General features: G+C 61.7%; 12 protein-coding genes. 6 read left to right on the plus strand and 6 right to left on the minus strand.

Translation table 11 applies throughout. The annotated features are described in order from the left end of the window. The first annotated feature begins 50 nt into the window (after nt 1-50). Genes P3S72_RS29190 through P3S72_RS29200 form a run of 3 tightly spaced genes read left to right on the plus strand, consistent with a single transcriptional unit; the run spans nt 51 to nt 4,857 of the window. Complete coding sequence (locus P3S72_RS29190) at nt 51-1,016, plus strand: HlyD family efflux transporter periplasmic adaptor subunit (RefSeq protein ID WP_276195373.1); 966 nt, start codon at nt 51-53, stop codon at nt 1,014-1,016. Next, nucleotides 1,013-3,739 carry a ribosome-associated ATPase/putative transporter RbbA gene (rbbA, locus tag P3S72_RS29195; protein ID WP_276195374.1) on the plus strand — a complete coding sequence of 909 codons (2,727 nt, stop codon included), beginning with the start codon at nt 1,013-1,015 and terminating at the stop codon, nt 3,737-3,739. Before P3S72_RS29190 ends, rbbA begins: the two co-directional genes overlap by 4 nt. Next, the gene (locus P3S72_RS29200; protein ID WP_276195375.1) at nt 3,739-4,857 is read left to right on the plus strand and encodes an ABC transporter permease; all 1,119 of its coding nucleotides are present in this window, start codon (nt 3,739-3,741) and stop codon (nt 4,855-4,857) included. Before rbbA ends, P3S72_RS29200 begins: the two co-directional genes overlap by 1 nt. A 96-nt stretch (nt 4,858-4,953) precedes the next feature. Here the strand turns inward: P3S72_RS29200 and P3S72_RS29205 are convergent, their stop codons facing one another. Further along, a complete protein-coding gene (locus P3S72_RS29205) occupies nt 4,954-5,370 on the minus strand; it encodes a flagellar basal body-associated protein FliL (protein ID WP_276195376.1) in 417 nt (138 codons plus the stop codon). Between the two features lie 150 nt (nt 5,371-5,520). Here P3S72_RS29205 and P3S72_RS29210 point away from each other — a divergent pair, with 150 nt between their 5' ends. Further along, nucleotides 5,521-6,498 carry an NADPH:quinone oxidoreductase family protein gene (locus P3S72_RS29210; RefSeq protein ID WP_276195377.1) on the plus strand — a complete coding sequence of 326 codons (978 nt, stop codon included), beginning with the start codon at nt 5,521-5,523 and terminating at the stop codon, nt 6,496-6,498. 310 nt (nt 6,499-6,808) lie between these two features. Continuing rightward, nucleotides 6,809-8,146: a glycerol-3-phosphate transporter gene (glpT, locus tag P3S72_RS29215; protein WP_247406189.1), complete on the plus strand. Its 1,338-nt coding sequence runs from the start codon at nt 6,809-6,811 to the stop codon at nt 8,144-8,146. On the opposite strand, the gene P3S72_RS29220 is transcribed toward glpT, so the two are convergent. Then, the gene (locus P3S72_RS29220; RefSeq protein WP_276195378.1) at nt 8,143-8,796 is read right to left on the minus strand and encodes a gamma-glutamylcyclotransferase; all 654 of its coding nucleotides are present in this window, start codon (nt 8,794-8,796) and stop codon (nt 8,143-8,145) included. The genes glpT and P3S72_RS29220 overlap by 4 nt on opposite strands. A gap of 283 nt (nt 8,797-9,079) precedes the next feature. Between P3S72_RS29220 and P3S72_RS29225 the strand changes: the two genes are divergently transcribed. Then, entirely contained in the window at nt 9,080-9,562 is a 483-nt protein-coding gene (locus tag P3S72_RS29225; protein ID WP_276195379.1) for a sn-glycerol-3-phosphate transporter, read from the plus strand. 39 nt (nt 9,563-9,601) lie between these two features. Here the strand turns inward: P3S72_RS29225 and P3S72_RS29230 are convergent, their stop codons facing one another. The 4 genes from P3S72_RS29230 to trxA all read right to left on the minus strand — a co-directional run bounded on the left by P3S72_RS29230 (nt 9,602) and on the right by trxA (nt 14,015). After that, complete coding sequence (locus P3S72_RS29230; protein WP_276195380.1) at nt 9,602-10,570, minus strand: CDP-6-deoxy-delta-3,4-glucoseen reductase; 969 nt, start codon at nt 10,568-10,570, stop codon at nt 9,602-9,604. Further along, nucleotides 10,570-12,036: a 4-hydroxy-3-polyprenylbenzoate decarboxylase gene (gene ubiD, locus P3S72_RS29235; RefSeq protein ID WP_276195381.1), complete on the minus strand. Its 1,467-nt coding sequence runs from the start codon at nt 12,034-12,036 to the stop codon at nt 10,570-10,572. Before ubiD ends, P3S72_RS29230 begins: the two co-directional genes overlap by 1 nt. A gap of 155 nt (nt 12,037-12,191) precedes the next feature. Beyond that, nucleotides 12,192-13,451 (minus strand): transcription termination factor Rho, encoded by a 1,260-nt coding sequence (gene rho, locus P3S72_RS29240; protein ID WP_003176825.1) that lies wholly within the window; start codon nt 13,449-13,451, stop codon nt 12,192-12,194. A gap of 234 nt (nt 13,452-13,685) precedes the next feature. After that, a complete protein-coding gene (trxA, locus tag P3S72_RS29245) occupies nt 13,686-14,015 on the minus strand; it encodes a thioredoxin TrxA (RefSeq protein WP_247398910.1) in 330 nt (109 codons plus the stop codon). Nucleotides 14,016-14,031 lie beyond the last annotated feature (16 nt).

The raw sequence follows: 14,031 nt of genomic DNA on the forward strand, positions 1-14,031 counted from the left end.
CCTCGGGCCGAACCGGTCAGACTAGGACGCTAACACCGCAGGAAGCAACCATGTCGACGAACCATCGCACCTCCCAGTTGTTTGCCACCCTCCTGATTGTGTTGCTGCTCGCCGCCGGCGGTTTCGGTTACTGGAAATCCACCCAGGACCGCCTGCCCGAAGGCTTGAGCATGGGCAATGGCCGCCTGGAATCGACCGAAGTGCAGATTGCCGCCAAGATCCCCGGGCGGCTGGACGAAGTGCGAGTGGATGAAGGCGACAAGGTCCTCAAGGGCCAACTGCTGGCGCGCATGGACACGCGCACCCTGGAAGCCCAGCGCGCCCAGGCCGAAGCCGAAGTGCTGCGCGCCAAGGAAAACCTCGCCGCCGCCGAAGCCAATGTGCAATTGCGCCAGAGCGAACAACTGCTCGCCCACCAGGAACTCAAGCGAACCCAGGAGCTGTACAAGCGTGGCTTCGCCAGCGGCCAGTTGATCGACCAGCAGCAGGCGCGCCAGAACACCGGCAATGCGGCCGTGGTTGCCGCCCAGGCCCAGGTCAATTCGGCCAAGGCCGCCATCGGTGCCGCCCAGGCCCAGGTGGCGCAGCTCACCAGCGAAATCGATGACAGCAGCCTGCGTGCGCCCATCGACGGCATTATCCAACTGCGCCTGGCCGAGCCGGGCGAAGTGCTCGGCGCGGGCGGCCGCGTCTTGCTGCTGATCGATCCCGAAGATCAATACATGAACCTCTACCTGCCCGCCTCGGTGACCGGCGCCCTGACCGTCGGCAGCGACGCGCGCATCCTCCTCGACGCGCTTCCCGACCAATCGCTGCCGGCCAAAATCAGCTTCGTCGCGGCCAAATCGCAGTTCACGCCCAAAGAGGTAGAAACCCGCGATGAACGCCAGAAATTGGTGTTTCGCGTCAAACTGCGCCTGACCCACCCCAGCGCCGTGCCGCAGGCCAAACCGGGCATGCCCGGCGCCGGCTACGTGCGCACAGCTGACATCGACTGGCCGGCTAACCTGCAATGACCGATCTGGCGCTGCACGCCACGGGCATCCAGCACCGCTACGGCAAGCAACAGGCGCTGGTCGATATCGCCTTCAGCCTGCCCGCTGGCACGCGCTGCGGGCTGATCGGCCCGGATGGCGCGGGCAAGTCGAGCCTGCTGGGCTTGATCGCCGGGGTTAAAAAACTCCAGGACGGCCAACTGGAGGTGCTCGGCGGCTCCATCGCCGACCGCCACCACCGCAACAGCCTCTACCCGCGCATCGCCTTCATGCCCCAAGGCCTGGGCGGCAACCTGTACCCCGAACTGTCCATCAGCGAAAACATCCGCTTCTTCGCGACGCTGTTCGGCCTGACCAAAGCCGATTGCGACCAGCGCATGCACAGCCTGCTGCTGGCCACCGACCTTGAGCGCTTCGCCGACCGCCCGGCCGGCAAACTCTCCGGCGGGATGAAGCAGAAACTCGGCCTGTGCTGCGCGCTGATCCATGACCCGGACCTGCTGATCCTCGACGAGCCCACCACCGGGGTCGACCCGCTGTCACGTCGGCGCTTCTGGGAACTGGTCGAAACCGTTCGCAGCGAGCGCCCACAACTGACGCTGCTGGTGGCCACGGCCTACATGGAAGAAGCCGAGCAGTTTGAACATTGCCTGATGCTTGACCGCGGCAAACTGATCGCCGACGGTTTGAGCAGTGAGCTCGCCGCAGCAACCCCCAGCGGCAAGCTGGATGAGGCCTTCACCCACTTCCAGGGCGACAGCGCCCATGACAACCAACCGCTGGTTATCCCTGCGCGCGCAAGCAACAGCACCGATATCGCCATCGAAGCCCACAACCTGACCCTGCGCTTTGGCGACTTCACGGCGGTCGATAACGTCAGCTTTGCCATCGGCCGCGGCGAGATTTTCGGTTTCCTCGGCTCCAACGGCTGCGGCAAGACCACCACCATGAAAGTCCTCACCGGCCTGATGCCGGCCACTGAGGGCACTGCCACGCTGCTGGGCAACCCGGTGAACGCCAAGGACCTGGCCACCCGCAAGCGCGTGGGCTTCATGTCGCAGAGCTTTTCGCTGTACGGCGAACTCAGCGTGCTGCAGAACCTGGTGCTGCACGCGCAGTTGTTCGATTTGCCCAAAGCCGACAGTGGCAAGCGGATCGATGAGCTGATCCAGCGTTTCGACCTCGGCGAGGTGGCCGAGCAGCCGTCGGGCGAGCTGCCCCTCGGCCTGCGTCAGCGCTTGTCGTTGGCCGTGGCGGTGCTGCACCGCCCCGAAGTGCTGATCCTCGATGAACCGACCTCGGGCGTCGACCCGGCGGCGCGGGATGACTTCTGGCGGCTGCTGATCGAACTGTCGCGCGAACAAGGGGTGACGATCTTTCTGTCCACCCACTTCATGAACGAAGCCCAGCGTTGTGACCGCATCTCCCTGATGCACGCGGGCAAGGTGCTGGCCTGCGACACGCCCGACGCGCTGCAGCAGCAATTCCACGGCGACACCCTCGAAGCCGCGTTCGTCACATGCCTGGAGCAAGCCCAGGGCGAAGCCGAACCCGCCGCGCCCAACGCACCCACCGCTACCGTCAGCGAAACCAGCCCACCGCCCGTGAGCAAGCGCGGGTTCAGCCTGTCGCGCCTGTTGGCCGTGGCCAGCCGTGAAGGCAAGGAACTGCTGCGCGACAAGGTGCGCATGGCCTTCGCCCTGCTCGGGGCGATGTTCATGATGGTGATCTTCGGCTACGGCATTTCCCTCGATGTGGAAAACCTCGCCTTTGCCGTCTACGACCAGGACCAGACCCCACAAAGTCGCGCCTATCTGGAAGCGTTCCGCAGCTCGCGCTACTTCGCCGAACAAACACCCATCCAGGATGCCAACGAACTGCACCGGCGCCTGCAACGCTCGGAAATCAAACTGGCCCTGGAAATCCCGCCCGGTTTTGGCCGCGACCTCTACGCCGGCCGCCAACCCAGCGTGGCCGCCTGGCTCGACGGCGGCATGCCGTTTCGCGCAGAAACCAGCCGTAACTATGTAGAAGCGGTCCACCAGGCCAACCTGCAGCAGCTGTCCGAACTGAGCAGCCAGCCGCAGAGCAGCCAAAGCGCGGCCAAGCTCGAAACCCGCTTTCGCTACAACCAGGATGTGGTCAGCGTGAACGCCATCGGCCCAGGCGTGATGGCACTGATCCTCGCCTTCATCCCGGCGATGCTGACTGCGCTCGGTATCGTGCGCGAGAAAGAGCTGGGCTCGATCACCAACTTCTATGCCACGCCGCTGACCCGCCTGGAGTTCCTGCTGGGCAAACAGGCGCCGTACCTGGCCGTGAGCCTGGTCAACCTGGCCGTGCTGGCCGCGATGAACCGCTGGCTGTTCGGCGTGCCGTTCAAGGGCAGCGCCCTGACCCTGGCGTTCGGCGGCCTGCTGTACGTGCTCGCCACCACCAGCATGGGCCTGCTGATTTCCGCGTTCACCCGCACCCAGATCGCGGCGATCCTCGGCACCATGATCATCACCAGCCTGCCGACCATTCAGTTCTCCGGGCTGATCGTGCCGCGTTCGTCCCTGGAAGGTGCGGCGGCGGTGATGGGCATGCTGTTTCCGGCGGGGCACTTTCTCGATATTGCGGTGGGCACGTTCACCAAGGCCCTGGACCTGCGCCAACTGTGGCCGCAGTGCCTGGCGCTGTTCGGGTTTTTCCTCGGGTTTACCGGGCTTAGCCTGATCATGCTGAAGAAGCAGGAGGCTTGATGCATAAGTTCGCGCACATCCTGCGCCTGGGGATCAAGGAACTGACCAGCCTGCGCCACGACAGCGTGCTGCTGTTGTTTCTGTTCTACGCCTTCACCGTCGCGATCTATATGCCTGCGGCCGGCTCGGTGATTGGTGTGCATAACGCCAGCGTGGCGTTTATCGACGAGGACCACAGTGCGCTCTCGCGGCAGATGGCCGAGGCGTTGCAGCCGCCCGAGTTTCAGCCTCCCGTGCCGTTGGCCTACGACCAGTTGGATAAGGTCATGGACAGCGGCCAGTACACTTTCGTGATCAACGTACCGGCGAATTTCCAGGCCGATCTGTTGGCCGGTCGCGAGCCCGGCGTGCAGGTGAACGTCGATGCCACCGCGATGAGCCAGGCCTTCATGGGCGCCGGCTACATCGGGCGGATTTTCCAACGCGAGCTGCTGACCTACAGCGGCCAGGCCGACTCCGCCAGCAAAGCGCCGGCGCTGCTGACGACGCGGGCGCTGTTCAATACCAATCTGGAAGGCGGCTGGTTCCTCGCGGTCATCCAGATCGTCAACAACATCACCATCCTCGCCATCGTGCTTACCGGTACCGCGCTGCTGCGCGAGCGCGAACACGGCACCCTCGACCATTTGCTGGTGCTGCCGCTGACGGCGCTGGAAATCATGCTGGCGAAAATCTGGAGCAACATGCTGGTGGTGGTGCTGTGTACCTGGCTGTCCCTGGAAGTGGTGGTCAAGGGCATGCTCGGCGTGCCGCTGGCCGGGTCGCTGAGCCTGTTTCTATTCGTGACCGCGCTGTACCTGTTTGCCAGCACCGCCCTGGGGATATTCCTCGCCACCCTCGCCCGCTCGACGCCGCAATTCGGCTTGCTGGCGATCCCGGTGATCATCCCGATGCTGTTGCTCTCCGGCGGCAGTACGCCGCTGGACAGCATGCCCGAGTGGTTGCAGTGGGTGATGCAGGGGTCGCCGTCGACGCACTTTGTGAGCCTGAGCGCGGCGATCCTGTTCCGCGATGCGGGCGTGAGTGTGGTGTGGCCAGATTTGCTGGCGCTGGCGGGGATTGGCTTGCTGTTCTTTGCGGTGGCGTTGGCGCGGTTCAGGAAGAGCCTGGCGTCTTGAGGTGTCTGCATGGCCGCGATCGCGAGCAAGCCCGCTGCCACATTTGGAACGCATTCCGTTGTGCGCGCGTGCCTGCTTGCGATCGCCGTACAGCGACTATTGGATGATCAGGTTGTTGAACAACAGGTCTTCCACCATCGGCTTGCCGGTTTCGTCGTTCATCACTTGCTGGGTCTGCTTCAGGGCTTCCTGGCGCAGTTTTTCCTTGCCTTCAACGGTGCTCATGCTCTCGTTGGTTTGTTGGGTGAACAGCGCCACCAGTTGATTGCGAATCAACGCATCGTTGGCTTTGACGGCGGCAGCCGCTTCGGGCCCGGTCACACGCAGGGCGATATCGGCCTTGTACACCTTGAGCTTGGCCGTGCCATCCAGGCCATAGTTGCCCACGAGCGGCGGGGCCAGGCTGATATAGCTGACCTTCGGCGCCTCGCCTTCTTTCGCCTCTTTCGCCTCTTGGGCCTGGGCCGCCATCGGCAAGGTCAGGGCGAGCATCAACAGAATCCACGCTTTCACAGTTCATTCCTCACATTCGGTTGCCCAGTAGCATAACGCTAGCAGGGCAGAGCACAAGCTTATGGCGACTTATCAGGCCCGGGCATGCTTGTTGACCCACGGGCGCACCCTCCTACACTTATCGGCCACGACGCCAAAAGGAATAGTCCGATGAAAGCTGTGCTGTGCAAAGCCTTCGGCCCCGCCGAAACCCTGGTGCTGGAAGAGATCGCCAGCCCGACGATCAAGAAGAACGAGATCCTGCTGGACGTGCATGCCGCCGGGGTCAACTTCCCGGACACCCTGATCATCGAGGGCAAGTACCAGTTCAAACCGCCCTTTCCGTTCTCACCGGGGGGCGAAGCGGCGGGGGTAGTCAGTGAAGTGGGCGAAAAAGTCAGCCATCTGAAGGTCGGTGACCGCGTGATGGCGCTGACCGGCTGGGGCAGTTTTGCCGAGCAGGTCGCGGTGCCCGGCTATAACGTGCTGCCGATCCCGCCCAGCATGGGCTTCAACACCGCAGCCGCGTTCAGCATGACCTATGGCACCTCGATGCATGCCCTGAAACAAAGGGCCAACCTGCAACCCGGCGAAACCCTGCTGGTCCTCGGCGCCTCCGGTGGCGTGGGCCTGGCCGCCGTGGAAATCGGCAAGGCCATGGGCGCCCGCGTGATCGCCGCCGCCAGCAGCGCCGACAAACTGGCGGTGGCCAAGGCCACCGGCGCCGATGAGCTGATCAACTACAGCGAAGCCAGCCTGAAAGATGAGGTCAAGCGCCTGACCGACGGCAACGGCGCCGATGTGATCTACGACCCGGTGGGCGGCGACCTGTTTGACCAGGCCATCCGCGCCATCGCCTGGAACGGCCGCCTGCTGGTGGTGGGTTTTGCCAGCGGGCGTATTCCAGAGCTGCCGGTGAACCTGGCACTGCTCAAAGGTGCGGCCGTGGTCGGGGTGTTCTGGGGTTCGTTCGCCCAGCGCCAGCCGCAGGACAATGCGGCGAACTTCCAGCAGCTGTTTGGTTGGTATGCCGAGGGCAAGCTCAAACCGCTGGTATCGCAGGTGTACCCACTGGAACAGGCCGCCCAGGCGATCAATGACCTGGGGCAGCGCAAAGCCGTCGGTAAGGTTGTCGTGCAAACCCGCTGACAGAGGTGAAACGCGCTCAAATGTGGGAGGGGGCTTGCCCCCGATGGCGTTGGTTCAGTCAACAGATGTATTCACTGACCCACTGTCATCGGGGGCAAGTCGAATCGTCGCACCGCCCCTCCCACATTTTGATCTCCAGTGTCCTGCAGCCGCCAACTGCGACCATCACTTGCCCATTCGCGACATGTTCGTAAGAGAACATGCGTTTGCTCATATTTCCTGTGTTTGCACATAAGACGCGATGCTATTTTCGGTAACGAAACTGTAACATTCGCATCCGCTGTCAAAACAAGAAATCTGGAGCTCTTGAATGTTTGCTTTCTTTCGTCCTGCCGTGCATCAGGCGCCCCTGCCTGAAGAAAAAATAGACAGTACCTACCGACGCCTGCGCTGGCAGATCTTCGCCGGTATTTTTTTCGGTTACGCCGGGTACTACCTGCTGCGTAAAAACTTCTCCCTGGCCATGCCCTACCTGATCGACGAGGGTTACACCCGGGGCGAACTGGGCCTGGCGATGTCGGCGATCGCGATTGCCTACGGCCTGTCCAAGTTCCTCATGGGCCTGGTGTCCGACCGCTCCAACCCGCGCTACTTCCTGCCCTTCGGCCTGCTGGTATCGGCGGGAGTGATGTTCATTTTCGGTTTCGCGCCTTGGGCGACGTCCAGCGTGACCATGATGTTCATTTTGCTGTTCATCAACGGCTGGGCCCAGGGCATGGGTTGGCCGCCGAGCGGACGGACCATGGTGCATTGGTGGTCGCAGAAGGAACGCGGTGGCGTGGTATCCGTGTGGAACGTGGCGCACAACGTCGGCGGCGGCCTGATCGGCCCGTTGTTCCTGCTCGGCATGGCCTGGTTCAATGACTGGCATGCCGCGTTCTATGTGCCGGCAACGGTTGCGTTACTGGTGGCGGCATTCGCCTTCATCACCATGCGCGACACCCCGCAATCGGTCGGCCTGCCGCCGATTGAGCAGTACAAAAACGATTATCCGGAAGGCTACGACGCCAGCCACGAAGACGAATTCAGCGCCAAGGAAATCTTCGTCAAGTACGTGCTGCACAACAAAATGCTCTGGTACATCGCCTTTGCCAACGTGTTCGTCTACCTGTTGCGCTACGGCGTGTTGGACTGGGCACCGACCTACTTGAAAGAAGCCAAGCACTTCACGGTCGACAAGTCGTCCTGGGCATATTTCTTCTACGAGTGGGCAGGTATTCCGGGCACGCTGCTGTGCGGCTGGATGTCGGACAAGATCTTCCGCGGCAACCGTGGCCTGACCGGTATCGTGTTCATGGCGCTGGTGACCGTTGCGACCCTGGTGTACTGGCTCAACCCGCCGGGCAACCCGATGGTCGACATGATCGCGCTGTTCTCGATCGGTTTCCTGATCTACGGCCCGGTGATGCTGATCGGCCTACAGGCGCTGGAACTGGCGCCGAAAAAAGCCGCCGGTACGGCTGCGGGCTTCACCGGCCTGTTCGGTTACCTGGGCGGTTCGGTGGCGGCGAGTGCGGCCATGGGCTACACCGTGGACCACTTCGGCTGGGACGGCGGCTTTGTGCTGCTGGTCGGCGCGTGCCTGCTGGCGATCGCGTGCCTGATCCCGACGTTGTGGCACACCAACAGTGTCAGCTCGGCGCGTTAATCGCCTGAGCAATCCTTGGCACAACGCTTGAGCCGCGCCTCCAGGTTTTTGTCTGGCATGGCGTGGCTACGCAGGGCGTTAACGGTCTGCTCGACATAATCGCGCGTAGTGCCGTAACGCCCGCAAGCGCTTTGCAGCACGTGGCTGAGCACGATGTCGGGCAGATTGCCGGCGTAGCTCGGCAGGTGCCGCTCCAATACAAACCCCAGCGCCTGCACCCGACTGCCATCTTCCAGACGGCAACTGAGCCAGTGCGGCCGATAGGAAGGGTAAGGCATTTCGCGCTGCCACAAGGCGTAAAGCGAGGCCTCCAGTTGGTCTTCCGGCAGGCGGTAGGCAAAACCGCTGCACGAACCCCCGCGATCCAGGCCGAAGACCAACCCGGGTATTTCCGGCGTACCCCGATGCTCGTGGGACCACAGGTACAAACCGCGGTGATACCCATGGACCCGTGCCCGCACCCGCTCGGTCGATGAACACTCAGGCCGCCAGATCAGCGAACCGTAAGCGAATAGCCAGACCGGCCCACCCTTATGCCGGGCCATGGTGGCCTGCATCGAGCTCATCAACTGTTCGTGAGTGAGTTGCGGCCCCAGATCGAGCTGCGGAGGGTAAGCCAATTGCAAAAGATCGGATTCAATGGCGGTCATGGCGGATCGCTGAGGTCTCCTGTGCGGCTACGAGAATCTATTACCAATTGTAAGTAACTTTACCGTAATAGAACCCGCCGCTGTAACCGTATGGCGAAAAAGTGCTAATCGGCCGAGTTGCCCTGGGGCTGGGGCGTGGTTCCACCCATTCGTCAGGATTCAGGGCGCCAATCCCGCTACTTTCAGCCCCGGTTCAGCCTGGGTGCGCGCACAACCTTCAAAATAGTCTCCACATCACGACCCACCTAGCCGCCCCTCATACCGACTAATCGAGGTCATCCCCATGAAAAAATTTCGACTGCCCGGCCTGCTGTTCCTGGCCCAGGCCACCACCGCCCTCGCGGCCGAGGCCCCACCTGTCGACGATGACAAGGGCTTCTGGTATGCGCAGACCAGCGTCTACACCCGGCACTTTGCGCCGGACCCCGAGCATAACAACCATCAGGATCTGCTCGGCCTGGAGCGCAATGAAGCGTCAGGCCTGGTGTATGGCGCGGCGACGTTTCGCAACTCGTTCAGCCAGCGGTCCTACTACGCCTATGCGGGCAAACGCTATGACATGACCGACTATCCGGTCTATTTGAAGCTGACAGGCGGGGCGATTCAGGGCTATCGCGGCAAGTACCGCGACAAGATCCCGTTGAACCGTTTCGGCGTGGCGCCGGTGATCATTCCGTCCGTAGGCACCCATTACGGGCCAGTGGCGGCGGAGCTGGTGCTGCTGGGGTTCAATGCGGCGATGATCACGACCGGCGTGCGTTTCTGAACGCGACGCCAGCTCCCCATTAGAAGCCCGCGTAGGGCTTCAGGGCCGCGGGGCGTAGGCGAATACGTCGGCACGCATCTGATGTGCATCCATGCCGGCGTCCACCAGCGCATCCAATGTGCCGTAGATCATCGCCGGTGAACCGCTGGCGTAGACATACACGCCCTTGAGGTCGCGGATGTCTTCGCACACCGCTTCATGCAACAGCCCACAGCGTCCTTCCCAGCCGCACACGTCGCTGACCACTTTGTGCAGGAACAGGTTGGGCAGTTGCAACCATTGATCCCAATGCTCGATCTCGTAGAAATCTTCCGGACGCCGCACGCCCCAATACAGATGCACCGGGTGCTTGAAGCCGGAGGCGCGGCAATGCTCGATCAGGCTGTGCATCTGCGCCATGCCGGTACCGGCGGCGATCAACACCAGCGGCCCATCGGGTAACTCGGCCAGGTGGGTATCGCCAAACGGCAGCTCGATGCGGGCCATCTGGTTGCGCTGCAACTGCTCGAGCAGGTTGCGCGCGCTGTCTTCGCGAGCCAGCACGTGCAGTTCCAGCTCGCGTCCGGAGTGGGGCGCCGAGGCCAGGGAAAACGCCGACTTCTCGCCGTTTTCCCGTTCAATCATCAGGTATTGCCCGGCGTGGTAACGCACGGCCTTACCGGCCGGGGCGAGCAAGCGCACGCGCCATACATCGCCACCGACTTCCACACACTCACTCACTTGGCACGACAACTTGCGCAACGGCAACTCTCCCGGCGCCAGCACGCCATCCCACAACACCACACAATCTTCCAGCGGCTCGGCGATACAGGTGTAGAACTCACCATGGTCGCGTACCTCACCGGCCTGCTGCACGCGGCCTTCCACCAACAGCGCCGCACACACATGGCACACGCCATTGCGGCAGGCTTGCGGGCATTCGTAGCCCAGGCGGCGCGCACCTTCGAGGATTCGCTCGCCAGGGTCCAGCTCCAATACGGCGCCGGAAGGTTGCAGGGTTACACGCATCAATCTATTCCCAATTCTTTCCAGATCGCATCGACACGCGCCGTCACGGCTTCGTCCTTGACGATCACCCTGCCCCACTCGCGGGTGGTCTCACCCGGCCATTTGTGCGTGGCATCCAGGCCCATCTTCGAGCCCAGGCCCGAAACCGGCGAAGCGAAGTCGAGGTAGTCGATCGGCGTGTTGTCGATCATCACCGTGTCGCGCTTGGGGTCCATGCGCGTGGTGATGGCCCAGATCACGTCGTTCCAGTCGCGGGCGTTGATGTCGTCGTCGGTGACGATAACGAACTTGGTGTACATGAACTGTCGCAAAAACGACCACACACCGAGCATTACCCGCTTGGCGTGGCCGGGGTACGACTTCTTCATGGTCACGATGGCCATACGGTACGAGCAGCCTTCGGGCGGCAGGTAGAAGTCGGTGATTTCCGGGAACTGCTTCTGCAGGATCGGCACGAACACTTCGTTCAGCGCCACGCCAAGAATCGCCGGCTCATCCGGCGGACGGCCTGTGTAGGTGCTGTGGTAGATCGGCTTGATCCGATGGGTGATGCGCTCGACGGTGAACACCGGGAAGCTGTCGACTTCGTTGTAGTAGCCGGTGTGGTCGCCGTAGGGGCCTTCATCGGCCATCTCGCCCGGATGAATCACGCCTTCGAGGATGATTTCGGCGGTGGCCGGTACTTGCAGGTCGTTGCCGCGGCACTTCACCAGCTCGGTGCGATTGCCGCGCAGCAGGCCGGCGAAGGCGTATTCGGACAGGCTGTCAGGCACCGGGGTCACGGCGCCGAGGATGGTGGCCGGGTCGGCGCCCAGGGCCACGGCGACCGGGAACGGCTTGCCGGGATGCTTTTCGCACCACTCACGAAAGTCCAGGGCGCCGCCACGATGGCTCAACCAACGCATGATCACCTTGTTGCGGCCGATCACTTGCTGACGGTAGATACCGAGGTTCTGGCGGTCCTTGTTCGGGCCTTTGGTGACGGTCAGGCCCCAGGTGATCAGCGGGCCAACGTCGCCGGGCCAGCAGGTCTGCACCGGGAGCATGCCCAGGTCGACGTCATCGCCTTCGATGACCACTTCCTGACACGCCGCGTCCTTGACCACCTTGGGTGCCATGGCAATGATCTTGCGGAAGATCGGCAGCTTCGACCAGGCGTCCTTCAAGCCCTTGGGAGGCTCGGGCTCTTTGAGGAAGGCCAGCAACTTGCCGATCTCGCGCAGTTCGCTGACCGACTCGGCACCCATGCCAAAGGCCACGCGGTCGGGGGTACCGAACAGGTTGCCGAGCACCGGGATATCAAAACCGGTCGGGTTCTCGAACAGCAGCGCCGGGCCCTTGTTGCGCAGGGTGCGATCGCAAATCTCAGTCATTTCCAGCACCGGCGAAACCGGCACCTGGATACGTTTCAACTCTCCGCGCTGCTCAAGTTGCTGCACGAAATCCCGAAGATCCTTGAATTTCATTAACCATGCCACCCGTAAAATAGGCGTACATCGTACCTGCTCTGAGGGCGGCTGGCAGCTTATCGCAGTGCATTGGGGGGTCGAAGGCACTTAAAAAACGGGAAAAAAAAATGGCACCCCTGAGGGCGCCATTTTTTTGGACCTGAAACGTCGTATTACTTACGCTTCATCGACAGGAAGAACTCGTCGTTGGTCTTGGTGGTTTTCAGCTTGTCGATCAGGAACTCGATGGCGGCGACTTCGTCCATCGGGTGCAGCAGCTTGCGCAGGATCCACATGCGCTGCAGTTCGTCGTCGGCAGTCAGCAACTCTTCGCGGCGGGTGCCGGAACGGTTGATGTTGATGGCCGGGAACACACGCTTTTCAGCGATACGACGGTCCAGGGGCAGTTCCATGTTGCCGGTACCCTTGAACTCTTCGTAGATCACTTCATCCATCTTCGAGCCGGTTTCAACCAGCGCGGTAGCGATGATGGTCAGCGAGCCGCCTTCTTCGATATTCCGTGCGGCGCCGAAGAAACGTTTCGGTTTCTCCAGGGCGTGGGCATCGACACCACCGGTCAATACCTTGCCGGAGCTCGGGATCACGGTGTTGTAGGCACGCGCCAGACGGGTGATGGAGTCGAGCAGGATCACCACGTCTTTCTTGTGTTCGACCAGGCGCTTGGCCTTCTCGATCACCATTTCGGCAACCTGCACGTGGCGGGTTGGCGGCTCATCGAACGTCGAGGCAACCACTTCGCCGCGCACGGTGCGCTGCATTTCGGTCACTTCTTCCGGACGCTCATCGATCAGCAGCACGATCAGGTGAACTTCAGGGTTGTTACGCGCAATGTTCGCGGCAATGTTCTGCAGCATGATGGTCTTACCGGCTTTCGGCGGTGCGACGATCAGGCCACGCTGGCCCTTGCCGATCGGGGCGCACAGGTCGATGACACGACCGGTCAAGTCTTCGGTGGAACCGTTGCCGGCTTCCATCTTCATGCGCACGGTCGGGAACAGCGGGGTCAGGTTCTCGAAGAGAATCTTGTTTTTCGCGTTCTCGGGACGATCGAAGTTGATCGTGTCGACCTTGAGCAGGGCGAAATAACGCTCGCCTTCCTTCGGAGGGCGGATCTTGCCAACGATGGTGTCACCGGTGCGCAAGTTGAAGCGACGGATCTGGCTCGGCGAGACATAGATATCGTCTGGGCCGGCGAGATAGGAAGCGTCCGCAGAGCGGAGGAAGCCGAAGCCGTCCTGGAGAATCTCCAGCACGCCATCACCGGAAATTTCCTCGCCGCTTTTCGCGTGCTTTTTGAGCAGGGAGAAAATCACGTCCTGCTTGCGCGAACGGGCCATATTTTCTATGCCCATCTCTTCGGCCAATTGGAGCAGGTCGGTAATCGGCTTTTGCTTGAGTTCAGTCAGATTCATATAGGAATGACGTAATCATTTATGGAGGGGGGAAATTAAGCTTTTGGCTTAATGAGGCCGCGCCGCAGAGAAGGCGACATGATCGCGTACTAATCGAAAAGGAATGCGTCGGCGACGGCTTGCAGGGGGCAGTGGAGAAACCAGTGCGGGGCCGAATGTACCACCTGAATTTAGGAGCGTCTAGCCCTGTTTCACGAAAAAGCCCCGCAAATTGCGGGGCTTTTTTGACGACGCTTAGATGTTTGCGTCGAGGAATGCCGCCAACTGGGACTTCGACAACGCGCCCACTTTGGTCGCTTCCACGTTGCCGTTCTTGAACAGCATCAGCGTCGGAATACCACGCACGCCGTGCTTGGCCGGGGTTTCCTGGTTTTCGTCGATGTTCAACTTGGCAATGGTCAGCTTGCCGTCGTAGGTGGTTGCAATCTCGTCCAGAACCGGAGCGATCATTTTGCAAGGGCCACACCATTCAGCCCAGTAGTCAACCAGCACCGGGCCAGTTGCCTTGAGTACTTCGGCCTCAAAGGTCGCGTCAGTGACGTGCTTGATAAGATCGTTGCTCATGGATGTCTCCGGATTG

Origin of the sequence: Pseudomonas sp. D3, assembly GCF_029320995.1 — a bacterium.
GTDB classification, from domain to species: Bacteria; Pseudomonadota; Gammaproteobacteria; order Pseudomonadales; family Pseudomonadaceae; genus Aquipseudomonas; species Aquipseudomonas paraveronii.